This window comes from Streptomyces sp. NPDC037242 (assembly GCF_055604165.1).
On record NZ_JBVJUY010000029.1, the window covers coordinates 68,035 to 85,817 of the forward strand.

Annotated in this window: 14 protein-coding genes and 1 pseudogene; 7 read left to right on the forward strand and 8 right to left on the reverse strand. The window is 71.2% G+C overall.

The genetic code is table 11. The annotated features are described in order from the left end of the window. Positions 1-11 precede the first annotated feature (11 nt). On the reverse strand, positions 12-905 hold the full coding sequence (locus ACZ7GJ_RS28915; protein ID WP_470755846.1) for an RNA polymerase sigma-70 factor: 894 nt from the start codon (positions 903-905) through the stop codon (positions 12-14). A gap of 427 nt (positions 906-1,332) precedes the next feature. Between ACZ7GJ_RS28915 and ACZ7GJ_RS28920 the strand changes: the two genes are divergently transcribed. Then, complete coding sequence (locus ACZ7GJ_RS28920) at positions 1,333-2,514, forward strand: M48 family metallopeptidase (RefSeq protein ID WP_470755847.1); 1,182 nt, start codon at positions 1,333-1,335, stop codon at positions 2,512-2,514. Between the two features lie 100 nt (positions 2,515-2,614). After that, positions 2,615-2,821: pseudogene (locus ACZ7GJ_RS28925) on the forward strand (hypothetical protein); the annotation flags it as partial. Here ACZ7GJ_RS28925 and ACZ7GJ_RS28930 read toward each other — a convergent pair. Together ACZ7GJ_RS28930 and ligA are read right to left on the reverse strand one after the other, a co-directional pair. Beyond that, positions 2,742-4,112: a serine hydrolase domain-containing protein gene (locus ACZ7GJ_RS28930; protein ID WP_470755848.1), complete on the reverse strand. Its 1,371-nt coding sequence runs from the start codon at positions 4,110-4,112 to the stop codon at positions 2,742-2,744. The pseudogene ACZ7GJ_RS28925 and the gene ACZ7GJ_RS28930 overlap by 80 nt on opposite strands. A gap of 125 nt (positions 4,113-4,237) precedes the next feature. Further along, positions 4,238-6,298: an NAD-dependent DNA ligase LigA gene (ligA, locus tag ACZ7GJ_RS28935; RefSeq protein ID WP_470755849.1), complete on the reverse strand. Its 2,061-nt coding sequence runs from the start codon at positions 6,296-6,298 to the stop codon at positions 4,238-4,240. 324 nt (positions 6,299-6,622) lie between these two features. Between ligA and ACZ7GJ_RS28940 the strand changes: the two genes are divergently transcribed. Then, positions 6,623-7,255, forward strand: coding sequence for a pyridoxamine 5'-phosphate oxidase family protein (locus ACZ7GJ_RS28940; protein WP_470755850.1), 633 nt, complete (start codon positions 6,623-6,625; stop codon positions 7,253-7,255). 21 nt (positions 7,256-7,276) lie between these two features. On the opposite strand, the gene ACZ7GJ_RS28945 is transcribed toward ACZ7GJ_RS28940, so the two are convergent. Beyond that, positions 7,277-8,089, reverse strand: coding sequence for a DUF817 domain-containing protein (locus tag ACZ7GJ_RS28945; protein ID WP_470755851.1), 813 nt, complete (start codon positions 8,087-8,089; stop codon positions 7,277-7,279). Positions 8,090-8,135: 46 nt separating this feature from the next. After that, positions 8,136-9,050, reverse strand: coding sequence for an MBL fold metallo-hydrolase (locus tag ACZ7GJ_RS28950; RefSeq protein WP_470755852.1), 915 nt, complete (start codon positions 9,048-9,050; stop codon positions 8,136-8,138). Between the two features lie 105 nt (positions 9,051-9,155). Here ACZ7GJ_RS28950 and ACZ7GJ_RS28955 point away from each other — a divergent pair, with 105 nt between their 5' ends. After that, complete coding sequence (locus tag ACZ7GJ_RS28955; protein ID WP_470755853.1) at positions 9,156-10,109, forward strand: AraC family transcriptional regulator; 954 nt, start codon at positions 9,156-9,158, stop codon at positions 10,107-10,109. Positions 10,110-10,191: 82 nt separating this feature from the next. Then, positions 10,192-10,566, forward strand: a complete 375-nt coding sequence (locus ACZ7GJ_RS28960; RefSeq protein ID WP_470755854.1) for a hypothetical protein — start codon at positions 10,192-10,194, stop codon at positions 10,564-10,566. A gap of 61 nt (positions 10,567-10,627) precedes the next feature. Here ACZ7GJ_RS28960 and ACZ7GJ_RS28965 read toward each other — a convergent pair whose 3' ends face one another. Together ACZ7GJ_RS28965 and ACZ7GJ_RS28970 are read right to left on the reverse strand one after the other, a co-directional pair. Continuing rightward, on the reverse strand, positions 10,628-12,070 hold the full coding sequence (locus tag ACZ7GJ_RS28965) for a cellulose binding domain-containing protein (RefSeq protein ID WP_470755855.1): 1,443 nt from the start codon (positions 12,068-12,070) through the stop codon (positions 10,628-10,630). Further along, positions 12,040-13,647, reverse strand: coding sequence for a beta-N-acetylhexosaminidase (locus ACZ7GJ_RS28970; RefSeq protein ID WP_470755856.1), 1,608 nt, complete (start codon positions 13,645-13,647; stop codon positions 12,040-12,042). Before ACZ7GJ_RS28970 ends, ACZ7GJ_RS28965 begins: the two co-directional genes overlap by 31 nt. Positions 13,648-13,883: 236 nt before the next feature. On the opposite strand from ACZ7GJ_RS28970, the gene ACZ7GJ_RS28975 reads away from it, so the two are divergent. Next, entirely contained in the window at positions 13,884-14,741 is an 858-nt protein-coding gene (locus ACZ7GJ_RS28975; protein WP_470755857.1) for a GntR family transcriptional regulator, read from the forward strand. Positions 14,742-15,072: 331 nt separating this feature from the next. Continuing rightward, positions 15,073-16,614, forward strand: a complete 1,542-nt coding sequence (locus tag ACZ7GJ_RS28980; protein WP_470755858.1) for an FG-GAP-like repeat-containing protein — start codon at positions 15,073-15,075, stop codon at positions 16,612-16,614. A 92-nt stretch (positions 16,615-16,706) separates the two neighbouring features. On the opposite strand, the gene ACZ7GJ_RS28985 is transcribed toward ACZ7GJ_RS28980, so the two are convergent. Further along, a complete protein-coding gene (locus tag ACZ7GJ_RS28985; protein ID WP_470755859.1) occupies positions 16,707-17,300 on the reverse strand; it encodes an NAD(P)/FAD-dependent oxidoreductase in 594 nt (197 codons plus the stop codon). Positions 17,301-17,783: the final 483 nt, after the last annotated feature.

A 17,783-nucleotide genomic window follows, 5' to 3' on the forward strand; every position in this document is an offset into this window, starting at 1 on the left:
GAACCGACGACTCATGCGTGCTGTGACAACCCCGGGAGCTGTTTTTCAAGGAAGGCCAGTTTGTCCGGGTTCCGAATGATCCGGACACCGGTGACCCCTCCCTCGCCGGCCTCCAGCGCACCGAACGAGGTCAGCTCGCCGCCCTCCCAGCCGAGCACCACCGGAGCGCCGTTCACCTCCACGATCTCGAGGCGCACCCCGTTCACCCACCGGGCGAACAGACCCGCCAGGAACCGGGCCACCATCTCCCGGCCGACGACCGGCCGGCGCGCCGCGCTCACCTTGCCCCCGCCGTCCGACCACGCGACCACCTGGTCGGCGAGCAGCGCCTCCAACTGCTCCATCGCCCCCTGCGCCGCCGCCTCCAGGAACCGGGACAGCAGTTCCCCGCTCAGCTGCTGCGAGGAGGCGAACCTCGGCCGGCCGTCCGCCAGGTGCTGCTTGGCCCTGCGGTAGAGCTGCCGCGCGTTCGCCTCCGAGCAGTCGAGCACGCCCGCGATCTCCCGATGGCTGTAGTCGAAGGCGTCGCGAAGCACCACCGCGGCCCGCTCCGGCGGCGTCAACCGCTCCATCATCACCAGTACCGCCAGCGACACCGCCTCCCGCTGCTCCGCCGTCTCCATGGGCCCGAGTGCGCCGCCGTCGGTCCGTACGGGCTCCGGCAGCCACGGGCCGATGTACTCCTCGCGCTGGGCCCGCGCCGAGGTCAGCCGGTTCAGACACAGGTTGGTGAGCACCTTCGCCAGCCACGGCCCCGGCGCTACGACCTGGCCCGCCTCGGCCCCGTGCCACCGCAGGTAGGCGTCCTGTACGGCGTCCTCCGCCTCCGTCGCCGACCCCAGCATCCGGTACGCCAACGAGAACAACCGGGGCCGGTGCGCCTCAAACTCCTGTGCCTTGTACATGGGTCCTACGCTAGGGCCTGTGTGAGGTTGTGATCAGTCGGCGGGTTTGAGGAGGTCGTCGATCCAGATCATTTGCGGCGCGGAGGTGGAGGCCGGCGAGGTAGCTGTCCGGGGTTTTGTCGTAACTTCGGAATTGATCACGACATCACACAGGCCCTAGAAGTCGTGCTCATTCACCCCGCGGGATGACAACGCGCATGTTTCTGGACAAATAGGTCCAGTCCGGGGCGGCCGCGGATCCCGGGCTGACCGCCCCTATCCTGCGCGGACCGGGGATCAAGACTGGTCCACGGCGGGGAGGGGATCAACAGGCATGCAAACGGTCGACAAGGTGGCCGCATCGCAGGTGCGGCAGTGTCCGGAGTGCGGGGCCACCGTCTCCGTGCAAGCACGGTTCGTGAGTTGGTGCGCGGCCTGCGATTGGAACGTGGATCCGGCCCCACCGGAACCGGACCGGGGCCGCCTTGCGGTGTTCCGCCGGCGCCTGGCCATGCGCTACGGGCAGCAGCTCGCGGAGGAGATCGGGCGGAATGGGCATGCGGCCGACCAGGTCGGGCCGGACAGGTCGACCGTCCTGGCTTTCGGCGTCTCCCTGCTGGTGCACTCGGTCACCGGGGGCCTGCTGCTGGCTGCGGGGGCGCTGATCATCGGCGGGTGGCACACCCGCATCTTGCCCCTCTTCGGCGTCGTCCTCCTGGCGATCATGGCGGCGCTTGTGCCCCGGCCGCGCCAGTTGCCCCGGCACGCGCCGGTGCTCTACCGGGCCGACGCGCCGCGGCTCTTCGAGCTGATCGACGAAGTAGGGGCGGCCGTGGGTACGACCGGGGTGCACGCGGTGGTGCTCGACACCGCGCACAACGCCTGGGTACGCACCTACGGGATCCGCAACCGGCGGGTGATGTGCCTGGGCGCCGGGCTGTGGGAGGTCCTCTCGCCCCAGGAACGCGTGGCCCTGCTGGGCCACGAGCTCGGGCATTTCGCCAATGGCGACGTCCGCTCCTCCTTCGTGACGCACGGAGCGCTGCGGTCGCTGGCCCACTGGTACGCCATCCTGCGCCCGCAGCCCATGGTGAGCCTTGTGCACCTGTGCCTGAACGCCCTGGCGTTCCTGCCGCGCTGGTTGGTCTACGGGCTGATCGTCCTGCTCGACGGCCTGACGATGCGGGCTTCGCAGCGGGCCGAGTACCGGGCCGACGCGGGCGCGGCCCGAGTCGGCTCGACCGAGGCGGCCATCAGGCTGCTAGACCGGCTGTTGATCGGCGACGCGGTAGAGGCCCACCTGCAACGCGAGTCGATATCGGCGCCCCAGGCCCACGACCGCGCATCGCGTGAAGCCGCCGAGCAGGCACTATGGGAGCGCCTGGCCGCACGGATCGACTCCATACCCGAGAGCGAGTACGAGCGACTGCGCCGTGTTTCGGCCCGGCGCGGGCACAGCATCGACGACACCCACCCACCGACCCACCTGCGCCGCCGCTGTCTGGCCTCGGCCGACCCACAGCCGGCCCGGGTGCTCTGCGGCCCCTCCCGGGCGCAGTCGATCGCGGCTGAACTGGCACCCGCCCGCGCCTGGCTGGCCCGTACAGTGATCCGCTACAACGCCGACTAGGGCCTGTGTGATGTCGTGATCCATTCCGAAGTTCCGTTCTGTTCGCGGGGTGGAATCCGGCAGGACTGTGGTCGTGACGCGCAGGCAACTCACCCATGCTCAACGGAACACCGTCGAACGACTGATCAACAAACTCAAAGCCTGGCGAGGCATCGCCACCCGCTACGGCAAAACCCCGGACAGCTACCTCGCCGGCCTCCACCTCCACGCCGCAATGAGTTGCCGCGTCAGGCGGAGCAGAATTCGGCCGCCAGTAGGCCGCTCAGGCTGTACAGCTCCCAGAGCGGCCAGTCGCCGTTCATGTTGAGCACGATGGCGTGGCTGCCGTCCGCCGTGGAGTAGAGGTAGCTGAGCGAGCCGAACCCGCCGCCGTTGTGCCCGTACAGCACGACGGTGGACCCGTCCGCGCAGGTGATCGTGCGACGGGTGAGGCCGAGTCCGTAGTCGGACTGGACGGCCTTCCAGGGGCGGCTCGCGTACCAGTAGCCGGATGTGGCCTTGTCGCCCGAACTCACCGTGCTGATGGCCGGGTTGACGATGCACTCGGGCCAGGACCGGGCGGGGTCGCAGGGAACGCCGGGGATTTGGGGCCCGGGCGCGCCGGTCACGGCGGGGTTGAGGTCGGTCATCATCTGCGCGAGCTGCGCCGGGGGCAGGAGCCGGCCGCCGAGCAGGGCGCGGATGAAGGTCATCAGGTCGCCGCTGGTGGACACGATGGCTCCGGCCGCACCACCGATGGAGGGGTTCCAGTCGGCGGCGGGTCGGGACAGGTGCCCGAACACCCCGCGTGGTCGCAGGTAGTTGGTGAAGAACTGGTCGTGGGGCGTCGGCAGGGTGGGCTTGGATCCGGGGAGCACAGTGCGGGTGAGGCCGAGGGGATGGATGACACGGCGGGTCACCTCGTCGGCCCACGGATTTCCGGTCACCCGCTCGATGACCATGCCGAGCAGGATGTAGTTGGTGTTGCTGTAGTGCATCCCGGCACCCGGCGCGAACTGCGGTCCGTGGGAGGCGCCTTCGTCGACGAGTTGCTGGGCGGGATAGTCGGGCAGGTTGGGGAAGCTGCTGGCGGCGCTGGCCAGCACCCCCAGGTCACCAAGGTAGTTGAAGACGCCGCTGGAGTGCTGGAGCAGGTTCCGTACGGTGATGGGCGGGCTGCCGGGCGGCGGGTTGAAGCACTGCCCGGTGCCCGGGTTGCAGCCCGCGACGGGGTTGGTCTTCAGGACGGGGCCCAGCAGGCCGAACACGTCGTCGTCGAGGCGGACCCGGCCCTCGGCGACGAGCTGGAGCACGGTCGTCGCGGTGAAGATCTTGGTGATCGAGGCGGCCCGGAAGGGGTTGTCCGGATTGCGTACGGGCGTTCCCGCGTCCGTGGCTCCGGTACCGGTCCAGGACACGCCGTCCTTGTAGGTGCGTGCAATCACTCCGGGGATACCGTCGCCGCCGACGGCGGTCCCCGCCTCGGCCCGCATGGCTGCGAGGAGGGGTTCGTGACTGTCGTGCGCGGCGGCCGGTGTGACCGGCACACCCATGACCGCGACCAGAAAGGCCGCGGCGACCGCCGCGAGGCGACCCCGTGTGCTGCGTATTCTGCTCATGCCTCTCATGGCACTCCCCCGTGTCGACACATCCGGGCGGCCCCGCCCGGCAGCGGCGAAACTACGCACGCCGGGCCGACAAGGGAAGAGCCGGGTAACGGACCGGCGTTCCACCAGACCCCGGGTCAGCCCAGGTAGTCGCCGACATAGTCGGCAAAGGCCTCCGGCGTGAGGACGGTGACGCCCAGCTCCGCGGCCTTGAGGGCCTTGGAACTCGGCTTGCCGCTCGGCGAGGGCGCGCAGACCAGGTACGTGGTCTTGGAGTTGACGCTGCTGCCCGCCTTGCCGCCGGCCTTCTCGATCAGGTTGTTCATCTCCGAGCGGCCCAGGTTCTCCAGCGCGCCGCTCATCTTCCCGGTGACGACGACGGTGGCGTTCGCCAGCGGGCCGTCGCCGGCCGCCTTCGGCTCCTGTGGTTCGGTCATGTTGACCCCGGCAGCCGCCAGTTTGTCGATCACCTGGGCCAGTGCGGCGACCTGTTCGACGATGACCGGGGCCTTCTCCCCGCCGATGCCGTCGACTTCCTGCATCGCCGTGGCGTCGGCCCGTCGGATGGCGTCCATCGTGCCGAAGTGGGCGGCGATACGGCGGGACATGCTGCGCCCGGTACCGAGCACGCCGAGAGCGCAGAAGACGCGGCTGAGCGGGCGGGATCTGGCTGCCGTGATCTGTTCGGCCAGCTTCGCTCCGCGCTTCGCGCTGCCGGACGCGGCGGTGAGCTGGTCCCCGGTGAGGGTGAACAGGTCCGCGACGTCCGTGACGTCACCGGAGGCGATCAGGGCGTTGACGTACGTCCTGCCCAGGCCGTCGATGTCGAGCATGTCGCGTCCGGCGGCGTAGTCGATCAGTGCGGGCAGCGCGCAGGCCGTTCCCTTCGCGCAGCGCCACCGCTCCTGGTCCTTGTTGATCTCTCCACCGCAGTTGGGGCATGCCGTGGGCAGCGGCACCTCCTGCGCACCGGCCGGGCGCAGGCCGATGACGGCGGCCTGGACTCGGGGGATGATGTCGCCCGCCTTGTAGACGGTCACGGTGTCCCCGAGGTGGAGGTCGCGGCGGCGGATGTCGGCCGGGTTGTGGAGGGTCGCCCGGGTGACCGTGGACCCGTCGATGTCGACCGGTTCGAGGAGGGCCGTCGGGGCGAGCACTCCCGTTCTGCCCACGTCCCAGACCACGTCCTTGAGTACGGTCTGCCGCTCGACGGCGGGGAGTTTGTAGGCGATCGCCCAGTGCGGGAACCTGGTGCCGAATCCGGCCGCGGCCCGCTCGGCCGCGTCGTTCGTCTTGATGACGACCCCGTCGATGCCGAACGGCAGGGCGGGGCGCATCGCGGCGATCGCGTCGACCTTGTGCTGTGCCTCGGCAAGGGTGGCGACCACGTGCAGGCCGGCCGGTGTGCCGGCCGTGGTCTGCACACCGGCCTGGGCGACGGCGGCCAGGACCTCGGCGTGCGCGGCTGTGGAGGGCAGGAAGGCGACTCCGTCGAGCTCGACCGCGCCGTAGGCCCAGAACGTCATCGCGAGCCGGTATGGACGGTCCTTCGCGCGCAGGGTGCCGGCCGCCGCGTTGCGCGGGTTGGCGAACACCTGCGCGCCGTGCGCGGTGCGGACCTCGTTCGCGGTCTCGAACTGCTGCTGGGTGAACAGGACTTCACCACGCACCTCGAACGTGGCCGGTACGGGGAGTTGCCCGGGCAGCCCTTCAAGGGTGCCGATGACGTGGCTGACGTCCTCGCCGTGGGTGCCGTCGCCGCGGGTGATGACCTGCTCCAGCCGCCCCGCGCGGTAGCGGGCGGCGACGGCGGCGCCGTCCATCTTCGGCTCGACGGTGAACCCGCCGGTGGGTTCACGGCCCAGGCGGCGCTGGAGCGAGGCCCCCCAGGCGAGGAGGCCCGCCGGGTCGAAGACGTTGTCCAGGCTGAGCAGCCGCGTGGTGTGCGCGATGTCGCCCGCCGGCGCGGCACCGTCCCCGACGAGCATCGTCGGGGAATCCGGTGCGACCTCGGCCGGGTGTATCCGCTCCCAGGCCAGCACGGCGAGCCGCAGCCGGTCGTAGGCGGCGTCGTCCATCGGGCTGTCACCGTCGCCGTAGTACGCGGCCGAACCCTCGCGCAGGCGGCCTAGGGCAGCCTCGTAGTCCTCGCGGCCGGACATGACAAACAGCGCCTCATCGGCGGGGAAGTTCTCCATGGGAATGATCCTCGCCCAAGGGTCTGACAACGAGGGGCCCCAGGGCGGTGCCTGCCGGGCGCCCTCCACCCGCACGCCCGATGGGCTCACGTTCGATCGGCTTGACGCGGTCTTCGGCCGGTATCTGGCGATCTGGGACGACCTGAGCCGCACCTGGCTGGAGCACCGCCGGGAACCCGCGCCGTCACCCCGGGCGTAGGGACGCGTATCGGCCGATCCTCATGATCGACATCACTCTCCACGCAGCGACTGCTGCCCCGACTGCCGTGGCATAGTCGCGGCGAGGCGGCCGGCCGGCCGTGCGCGAGCAGACGGGGGCAGGCAATGGGCACAGAGGCGTTCGAGGAGATCACCACCGAGGAGGAGCTGCGCGCGCTTCTCGGCGAACCCACCCCCGCGGCCGTCGGCAAAGAACGGCAGACCCTCCACGACCACCACAAGCAGTGGCTCGCGGCGTCCCCGCTCTGCCTGATCTCCACCTCCGCCGCCGACGGCACCTGCGACGTCTCGCCCAAGGGCGACCCGCCCGGCTTCGCCAAGGTCCTCGACGACACCACCCTCGTGATCCCCGATCGCCCCGGCAACCGCCGTGCGGACAGCTACCGCAACGTCCTCACCAACCCCCACGTCGGCCTGCTCTTCCTGATCCCGGGCCGCGGCGACACCCTCCGCGTCAACGGCCGGGCGCGGCTGCTCCGCGAGGCGCCCTTCTTCGACGACCTGACGGTCAAGGGCCACCGCCCCACGCTCGCCCTCCTCGTGGAGGTCGAGCAGGTCTACTTCCACTGCTCCCGGGCCTTCGTACGATCCGCCCTGTGGAAGCCGGCGACCTGGAACCCCGAGGCGGCCCCCTCCAGGGCGAGGATCTCGAAGAGCCTGGAGCGCACGCACGAGTCCTTGGAAGAGCTGGAGCGCTACTACGGACCCTCGTACGAGAAGAAGAACATGTACATCTGACCGTCGCCGGGCCGGCCGGGCTCAAGAAGCCCTGTCGGCCCGGGGACCGGTGCGGTGCTGCGCGGCGGCTCCCAGTACGCACAGGACGCTGACCAGCAGCGCCCAGGCGCCGAACTTCTGCATCGACACCGGCTGCCAGCCGTCGAGCTGGTACGGGTAGCGCCAGGCGCCGGCGTAGGTGGCGATGTTCTCCGCGACCCAGAGGAAGAAGCCGATCAGGACGAAGCTCACCGGCATCGGCATCCAGTAGGCGTGCTTGCCCACGGTGTAGTGCACCCGGGCGGACGCGGTGGCCACGACCAGCAGGACGGCGAGCGGCCAGCGCAGATCCGGCAGCCAGTGGTGGCTGATGAAGTTCACGTACAGTGCGCCGGCCACCGCCGCGGTCGCCGCCGGGCGGTATCCGCTCAGGTCGATCCTGAGCAGTCGCCACACGGCGCATATGTAGCTGCCGACCGCCGCGTAGAGGAACCCCCCGTAGAGGGGAACGCCACCGAACTTCAGCAGCGCCGGCTCGGGGTACGACCAGGAGCCGAGGGCCACCTTCACGTACTCGAAGACCAGGCCCAGCAGGTGGCAGCCGGCGATCACCGCGAGGTCCCGGCCGCGCTCCCAGCCGATCAGGTAGAAGCACAGGCTGAGCAGGACCCCGTATCCGAACAACAGGTCGTACCGTGCCACCGGCAGTTCGGGAAGCACTCCGGACAGGCCCACCCCGGCGAGCAGGGCCGCGGCGAAGGCACAACTGGCCGCCTGGCGCAGGCCGAAGCGGACCAGCTGGCGGATGGCGTGCGCCAGCCGCGCGGCGATGGCTGCGGCTTTCGCGGTGGGCATGCTGCCTCCTTGCGGATGAGGCGGGCGCCGCGACGACCGGCGCGGCCTACTGCGTACCGTAGGCAGCCCACCGCCCGAGGGTGAACCCGGCACCCTCCTGCCGGACTTCCACGGCGCCCGCCCCGCCGAAGTGTGCGGGTATGACCAGTTCCCTTTCGGCGGCGGCCCGTTCCAGGATCCGGCGTCGGCTGGCCACCGCTCGCTCCGCGTCCATGCAGAAGCAGCTGTTGCAGGCGGGCGTGAGGATCTGGACCGGGCTGTGCAGGAGATCGCCGACGAAGACCGCCCGGTCTCCCCCGGACGTGAGCCGCAGTACGGACGAGCCGGGCGTGTGGCCGGGCGCGGACTCCAGCGTGAGGTGTTCGTCGATGCGGTGGGCGCCGTCCCACAGGACGGCCTGCCCGGCCCGGTGGACGGGCGCGATGCTGTCCTCGTAGATCAGCCGGTCGTCCTCCCGCAGGCCGTTCCCGTACGCGTTGTCCGGGCCGAAGTGGAAGTCGTCCGCTGCCGGGATGAGGTACTGGGCGTTCGGGAACGTCGGCTCCCACCCTCCGTCCACACCGGTGGTGTTCCAGCCGACGTGGTCGCCGTGGACATGGGTGTTGATCACGACGTCGATGTCCTGCGGCCGGACACCGGCCCGCGCGAGCCCGCCCAGGAAGTCGCCCTGCCAGTGGTGGAACTGCGGCGAGCCGGGCCGCTCGCGGCCGTTGCCGACGCCGGTGTCGACCAGGACGGTCCGTCCGCCGCTGCGCAGGACCCAGGTCTGGAGGGCCACCACCGCCCTGTCGTTGTCCGCGTCCCAGTGGTCGGGCGCCAGCCAGTCCTCGTTGTCCTTCCACACCTCGCCGCCGGACTCCGGAACCAGGCCGCGCGCTGGTACGAACGCCCCTTGCCACTCGATGACTCGGATGACCTCGACGTCACCCAGCATGATGCTCTGCCTGCTCTCGCTCTTCATGTCCTCGACCCTAGGACGGGCGGATTGAGCTGCTCAATGCCTGTTGGCCTCATTCGGATACGCGACCGTCTCATCGCGGATGCTGCGGACGGATATCCTGGCCCGATGGACGTGGTGAGCGACGCGGTGTCGGCGATGCGCATCGGGCAGCCCTCCTCGAACCGGGTGCGGGTGGGCGGCAGTTGGTGCACACGACTCGCCCCCTACGACGGCGCGGGCTTTCACGTGGTGTTGGAGGGCAGCTGCTGGCTGCTGCCCGACGGCGGCTCCCCGGTCCCGCTCGGCGCGGGCGACGTGGTGCTGCTGCCGCACGGCACCGGGCACGTGATCGCCGACGCCCCGGCCGATGCCGGGGCCGTGAGCCGGGCGGTCCCGTTCGAGCGGTGGCTCGGCGGGAACGGGCCGGACCCGGCCCGAGCCGCCTCGGGCCACGTGGAGATGCTGTGCGGCAAGTACCGGCTCGACCGCAGTCGGATGCACCCGCTCATGGCGGAACTGCCGGAGGTCGTCCATCTGCCGAACCGCGCGGGCACCCATGTCGAACTGCGCGCCGCCGTCGACCTGCTGGGCCACGAGGTGGGCACACAGAGGCCCGGCGCCTGCGTCGCGGTGCCGAGCCTGCTGGACCTCCTCCTCGTCTACATGATCCGCTCCTGGGCGGCCCAAGGGAGCGGCACTTGGCCGACCGTACTGGGCGACCCTGTGACGGCCGCGGCCCTGCGGGCGCTGCACTCGGACCTGGCCGCGCCGTGGACCAACGACCGGCTGGCCGCCGAGGCAGGCGTGTCCCGGGCCACCCTGGCCCGCCGCTTCACCACCCTGGTCGGCCGTCCACCGATGGCGTACCTCACCTGGTGGCGCCTGACCTTCGCCGCCACCCTGCTCCGCGACACCCCGCACCCCCTGGCCACCGTGGCCCGCCGCGTCGGCTACAGCACCCCGTACGCCCTCTCGCATGCCTTCAGCCGGGAATTCGGCACCACCCCGGGCCAGTACCGGGCATCGGCGGCGCGCTCGAAGTCCTTGCCGGGGCGGCCGAAGTCCCCGACGATGCTCTGAGGCCCCGGCCGTCCGGATCCGCCGGGCCCGGTCAGGACGACGCTGAACAGGGGAAAGAGTGAAGACACACCGCATTCCGAGGATGTTCCGGGTAACGAGATCGGCGTCGGCCTCGGCTCTCGTGCCGCTCCTCGTCGTTGCCGGGCTGTTGCTCGGTCCCGCGGCGACCACCGCGGCAGCCGCGCCGGTCGCCCGGCAGGCGGCCGGCGCGGCGACGGCGTTCGCGCCCGGCGCCCTCCCGGCGACGGGCGCCGGTTCGGTGACCGGTGTCAAGGCTCCGGTGTCGTACCCGGAGCAGGCCGTCGCCGGGGACAAGAAGTCCAACAAGAGCAAGAAGAAGAAAAAGAAGAGCGGCGGGCTCTTCAAGAAGCTCCTCATCATCGCGGTCGTCGTCATCGTGCTGCTCGTGGTCGTGTACGGCATCCGCCGCGCCCTGCGGCGCAGGTCACAGCCCTAGGGGGTGTCCGGCGGATGTCCGCGGGCCCGGGTCGCGGTCGGGGCCCGGGTCGCGGTCGGAGTCAGCCGTTCGGGACCTCGTCCACGAAGGCCGTGCCCGCGGTGCGGTAGGCGCCGACCCTGGCGGCCACCTGGGCCGGGCTGAGGACCTGGTCCTTGACGTGCAGGACGTAGTCGACCTTCTGGTCGTAGGCGCGGGGCGACGAGCCCGGCTGGCCGTTCAGGTCGATCAGCCACTGGTTGAAGTTGATCGACATGGGCCGCTCGGGCAGGTACCTCGCGTCGTGGGTGCCGAAGACCTGGCCGTCGACGTAGTAGGTGACGGCGTTGTTGTCGATGGTGAGCACCAGGTCGTGCCAGCCCGCGTAGCTGATCCGCGATTCGGTGTGCTGGTTGACGGCCTCCCACGGGTCGGGGCGGTACGTCTCCCAGGACGTGGTGTAGAGGATGTTCGAGGGCTCGCCCCAGCCGCCGTTGGGCAGGTACTCGAAGTCGTACTCGGCGTAGTCGTCGGCCATCGGGGCCTTGAGGTCGTTGATGGTGAAGAACGTCTGCACGAGGTGGTCGCCGTCCGGACCGTACTTGGGGGCGTCCGAGAACTTCACCCGCGCCGCGTACGTGCCGTTCTTGAACTTCGTCGCCTTGGTCAGGACTTCGGTCTGCTTGGTGCTCTCGCCCGATCCGGCCGTGGAGGTCTCCATGTTCATGATGGAGTTGCCGCCCTCGGCCGCGAAGGTGACGTTCTCGGGGGACCAGGCCGCGCCCGGGACGCCGGGTCCGCCGGGGTTCGAGCGGACGCTCCAGCCGTGGGCCGCTATCGCCGGGTCCGTGGAGGAGGTGTACGTGAAGTCGTCGAAGAGGGTGGCACCGGCCGGCCCCGGGTCGGTCGGGGTCGGCGTGGGGTCGGTCGGAGTCGGGGTCGGCGTCGGGTCGGGGACGTTGCCGCCTGGCGCGGTACCCCAGACGGTGGTGGAGCCCAGCTGGGCGGTCACCTTGTCCCAGTCCCCGTACGCCGTGCGCGATCCGTCGAAGGAGTAGTCGTCGGACTGCCGCAGCGTCTGCCAGTCGGCGCGGTGGAAGCGCAGTTGCATGTCGCCGGTGTCGGCGCCGGGAGCGAGGGTGCCGGCGCCGGCCGTGAAGGCGATCTCCAGGTACCGGTCGGCGGTGGCCGTCGGGCTGGCCAGGGTGCCGAAGGTACCGGTGATGTTCGCGCAGCCCCGCACCGCCCACGAACAGGCGTACCGGTACTGGGTGTCCGGGCCGTCGGCCTTGAAGTAGTAGCGGAACTTGACCTGGTTCAGGGAGACGGCGGCCGAGCCGTTGTTGACCACCTTGAACCAGGGCTCCGCCTGGTCCGCGGTGGCCCCGGTGGCGCTGGTGCGGTACTGGACTGTGACGGAGTCGGCCGCCGCGGTGGCCGGCAGGGCGGTCAGGGCGGCCGAGCCGAGGCCGGCGGTCAGGGCCACGGCCACGGCTACGGCCGTACGGCGGTTGTGGGTTCGCATGATGCGTTCCTCTCAGGGTGGGGGGAGTAGAGGGATCGGCCGCGCACGCCGAGGGCGGCGAGCCGGGTCTGGTGGTGGCCGAGCCTGCGGTGGAAGTCCGGCCAGTCGCGGTACGCCGACCAGGCGGTGTCGGCCAGGGCACACAGCCTCGGGAAGGCCAGGTAGTCGAGCTCTGCCGGGGTGCGCGCGTACTCGGTCCACAGCTGCGCCTGGGTGCCCAGTACGCGGCGGGCGGCCTCGGGTTCCCACTGCACGGGGGCGGGCTCGTTGTCGTAGACCCCGCGCAGGTCGAGCACGCCGTCCTGGCCGCGCGGCTCGCGGGGGTCCGCGGACTGCGGGTAGTCGAGGTAGGTGGCGCGGTACGGGGCCATGATCACGTCGTGTCCGCGCAGCGCGGCGGCCCGCCCGTGTTCCGCATCGAGCCAGGCCATGGCCGTGAAGGGGGCGGGCAGTTCGGCGCCGGTCCGGGTCCAGCCGAGCGGACGGCGGCCGAGACCGGCCAGGTGCGCCGCCACAGTGGCCAGGAACCAGCCGTGGAGCGCGCCCGGCCCGGCCAGCCCCGCGGTGGCGATCCGCGCGCGGGCGGCAGGTGAGCGCTCCCATTCGGCGTCGGGGCATTCGTCGCCGCCGAGGTGGACGTAGGGCCCGGGGAACACGTCCGCGACCTCGTCCAGCACGCCCCGGCAGAAGTCGAGCACGGAGTCGTGGACGCCGAAGACGTTCTCGCAGACCCCCCAGCGGGTCCACGGCTCCAGCCGGACGCCGGGCCGGTTGCCCAGTTCGGGGTAGGCGGCGAGGGCGGCGCGCGCGTGGCCGGGCATCTCGATCTCGGGCACCACGCTCACCCCGCGCCGGGCCGCGTACGCGACGAGTCCGGCCAGCTCCGCCCGGGTGTAGGCGCCCTCGTGCGGGATGCCGTCGCCGGCGCTCTCGGCGCGCCGGCCGCCGATCTCGGTGAGGCGGGGGTAGGCCGCGACCGGCATCCGCCAGCCCTGGTCGTCCGTGAGGTGCAGGTGCAGGACGTTGAGCTTGTGCAGGGCGAGCAGGTCCACGAAGCGGCGTACGTAGGCCACGGGTTGGAAGTGCCGGGCCACGTCCAGCATGGCCCCGCGCCAGGCGAACCGCGGCCGGTCGGTGATCCGTACGCACGGCAGCGACCAGCCCGCGGCGGGCCTACGGTTCCGCGCGCCCTCGGCGGCCAGCGCCTCGGGCGGCAACAGCTGGCGCAGGGTCTGGATCCCGCGGAGCAGCCCTTCGGGCCGGGCGGCGCGCAGCAGGACCGCGTCGGCGCGGACGGTGAGGGCGTACCCTTCGGCGCCGAGGTCGCCCTCCCCCGGGGCAAGGAGGAGGGCGACCTGCCCGTCGGGGCGAGGTGGCAGGGCCAATCCGGTGGCAGGGGTGAGCAGTTCGCGCAGGAGTGCGGCTGCTGCCTCGGCGCCGGGGCCGGTGCGCAGTCCGGTGCGGTGGTCCAGGGTGAACCGGCCGGGCAGGACGACGAGCGAGTCGGGGCGAGGGACGAGCGCGAGATCGGGGTCGGGGGCTGGCGCTGGGACTGGGCGGGCTGCGGCGTCGATCACGGCGGCGGGGTTCCTCACCTGGTCGCGGGGACAACTCGACTCACACACAGCAGAGTTGACCAACTAACCAATTGGTCAGCCGAGTGGCTCGAAGGTGACACGACCCGCGTTCGCCGTCAACCCCGCACACCCCAGGGAAATCCAGCAGACGCCTCGCATCCACCCCGCCTAAGTGGTTAGATACACATGACCAGTTGGCCAGCTGGCGGACATCCAGAACGAAGTAGGGGCGGGCCATGGCGAAGGACGCGTCCGACGCGTCGGGTTCGGTACTCAAGCGGGAGCGGGTCCGCGAATACCTGCTGGGCCTCATCGACGTCCGGCGGCCCGGCGACGCCATCCCCTCCGAACGCACCCTGTGCGCCACCCTGGAGGTCTCCCGGCCCACCCTGCGCGCCGCCGTGGACGAGCTCGTGGCCACCGGCCTGCTCGTACGCGAGCACGGCCGCGGGATGTTCGTCGCCCCGGCCAAGATCACCCAGGAGCTGGCCGCCGCCGAGGCCGCGTTCGCGATGCGACAGGCCGCCGGGCACTGGTCCAGCCGGGTCCTGGAGCACTCCACCGCCGCGGCGGGCGCCCGTATCGGCCGCCGGCTGCGGATCTCCCCCGGCGCCCAGCTCCTCTACGTCGCCCGGCTGCGCCTGGTGGACGGGGCCCCGATGGCGATCGAGCACCTGCACATCCCGGCCGATCTGGTACCGGGCCTGACCCCGCAGGAACTGGAGGCCGGAGACCTCTACGAGCACCTGCGCGACCATCACGGCGTGTACGTGCACGAGGCGCAGCAGTCCATCGAGCCGACGGTGGTGAACGAGGCGGAGGCGGGCCTGCTGGACGTGCCGCTGCTCTCCCCCGCCCTGCTCATCGAGCGGCTCACCACCGACTCCACCGGCCGCCCGGTGGAGTACGTGCACTCCGTCTACCGGGGCGACCGCTACCGCATCGTCTCGCGCCTCGCCCTCGGGGCGAACGCGGACGCGTTGCCGGGAGGCGGTCGGCCGGGCGGCCACCATCCGGGGATCCCGCCGGGCGACCTGGGCCGCCGAGCGGTCATCACCTCCACGACCATCGGGGACGTCCATACGAGCACGTGAGGTGCCGTGCCGTGCGCGTTTGGCGCCGTGGACGCACGGCCTTCGCCGAGCGTGTCGAGCATCACAGGGGCAACCCATATATATGCCCGCTATTGGATGGTTCACGCAGTAGACAAAGATCAACAAGAAGGCTTCGATGGTGCGGTCGAGCGAACCTCTTGAGGCAAGCCGGCCATTGGCCTTGACCACGCCACGAGAAGGGGGCCGCGCTCGGTCCGGACGACCGTGCCTGTCGTAGTCGGCACGCAGTCGCCGCGAGCCCGACCCAGGCCAGGTCCGCCCCGGCCCTCGCGCACTCGCGCACCCGATCCATTCAGTAAGGATGCTCCGCATGTCTGTTCTCCGCCCCCGTCCGGCGCGGGTGGCCGGCCTCGTGGGGACTGCGACCGCAGTCACCGCCGGCCTCGTCGCCGTCGCCCCGGCCTACGCCCTCACGGGCCCGGAGGCCCCGGCCGGCCAGTACGCCTCCGTCGTCAAACTGAACGTCGGCGCCGAGGCGAACGGCCGTGCCTGCACCGGCACGCTCGTGGACGAGTGGTGGATCGCCACCGCCGCCAGCTGCTTCGCCGCCACCCCGGGCGAGCAGGTTCCCGCCGGGAAGCCCGCTCTGCCGGCAACCGTCACCCTCGCCAACGGCGAGACCCGCGCAGTCACCGAACTCGCCCCCCGCGCCGAGCGCGACCTGGTCCTGGCCCGTCTCGTACTGCCGGCCAGGGGCGCGACCACGACCTCGGTCTCCGCCACGGCCCCCGCAGTCGGCACGGACCTCGGCTCCGCCGGCTTCGGCCGGACGAAGACCGAGTGGGTGACCGGCAAGCTCCACACCGGCACCTTCACCATGAACGCCACCGACGCCACGACCCTGACCATCACGGGCAAGGGCACCGACGCGATCTGCAAGGGCGACACCGGCGGCCCGCTCCTGAACGCGGCCGGCCAGCTCGTCGGCGTCAACAGCCGGTCCTGGCAGGGCGGCTGCCTCGGCACCGACCCGGCCGAGACCCGTACGGGCGCCAGCGCCGCCCGCACCGACGACCTCGCCCAGTGGATCGCGAAGACCACCGAACCGCGGCGTTCCGCCGCCGTGAACGAGATCGGCGGCAGTGACCAGGTCCGCTTCGCCGACTGGGACGGCGACGGCAAGCCCGACTACATCAGCATCGCCGGCGACGGCGGCGTCAGCGTCTGGCTGAACCGCGGCCCCAACGCCTGGGAGACCGTCGGCAAGATCGCCTCCGGTACGACCACCGACCGCTCGCGGGTGCGTCTCGCCGACTTCGACGGCGACGGCAAGGCCGACTACTGGGCCATCAACGCCAACGGCTCCGTCAACGTCCACCTCAACCAGGGTGGCGACGGCCACGGCGGCTGGAAGAACCTGGGCATCATCGCGTCGGGCGTCACCACCAACCACAACCAGGTCCGCTTCGCCGACTGGGACGGTGACGGCCGTTCGGACTTCATCACCATCGCCGACAGCGGCGCCGTCAGCGTCTGGCTGAACCGCGGCCCCAACGCCTGGGAGACCGTCGGCAAGATCGCCTCCGGTACGACCACCGACCGCTCCCGGGTGCGCCTGACGGACTGGAACGGCGACGGCAAGGCCGACTACTGGGCCATCAGCGCCAACGGCTCCGTCAACGTCCACATCAACAACGGCGGTGACGGCCACGGCGGCTGGCAGAACGTCGGCTCGGTCGCCTCGGGCGTGACCACCGAGCACCTCCGCGTCCACTTCGTCGACTTCAACGGCGACACCCACACCGACTACCTGCTCCGCGGCACCGGCACGAGCACCGCTTTCAGCGCCTGGCTCGGCAACGGCACGCCGAACGCCTGGAGTGGCATCGGCCAGATCGCCAGCGGCGTGTAACCACACCGGCCACCGCCCTTCGGGCGAGGCACGGTTGTGACCGGCCCCGGACCGCCCACGGTCCGGGGCTTCGGCGTCGCGGGGCTGGGCCCTTACACCAGGAGCCGCTCCAGGCTCGCCTCCGAGAAGAACTCCGCGGGCGAGGTGACCCCCGCCGCCACCCTGGCGAACCCGTCCATGGCCGGACGGCTGCGCGATACGGCGGCGAGCAGTTGCTGCATCTCGGGTGGCGGTGGGTCCAGTGCGGCGAGCTGGGCGGTGAACTCGTACATCGGCATGACCTGACTGTCCCTGCGCTCCTGGTACTCCTTCATGGCCGTGTCGAAGGTCCGCCTGCCGGTGAAGGTCTGGTCGAGGGCCCGCGCGCACAGTTCCGCGTCCCGGAAGGCGTCCTGGATGCCCTGTGCGGTGATGAAGTCCTTGAGGTACCCGGCGTCTCCGACCAGCGCCCAACCGGGGCCGTACGGTCTGCGGAAGAAGTTCGGGACTGCCGTCCCCACGAGGTGTTCCACCCGCGTGGCCGACGCGGCCCGTTCGGCGAAGGAGGGGACCATCGCCATGGTGGCGAGGTAGCCGCCTTCGATGTCCTGCCGGTTCGCCTGGAAGTCGCGCATCGGCAGCCCGCAGATGACGACGGTCCGGCCGTCGTTCGTGGGCCAGGCGGCAAAGGCAGTTCGGCCGTCCACTCCCGGGCGCGGCGCAGATCGAAGACCTCGTGGCAGGCGGCGATCACCGCGCAGTAGGCGAGCCCGGACACGACCGGGGACACCTCGCCCGCCGTCACCGCGACCATGGCCTCGTCGAGGAGCCGTACACCTTCCTCGGCCCGTCCGAGCCGGATCCGGCATTCTCCGATGGACACCATCGCGAAGTTCATCAGCTCCGGTTCCCCGAACCGCGTCGCGAACGCCAACGCCCGCTCGGACACCGACTCGGCGTTCGCCATGTCCCCCGCGAGGTAGCTCTGGAGCCCTTGCAGCGCCAGGAGGTACCCCTCTTCCACGCAGTCGGGCTGCCCGGCGTCGAGGAGCCGCTGCGCCCGCGCCATCCAGCCGGCGCCACGGGACCACTCGCCGCTGAGTACGAGGTCGAGCCCCAGCCAGAACACGCAGCGGACGGCCCGCGGTACATCGCCCCGGGTCAGCCACGCATGGTGGGCCCTGGTCCAC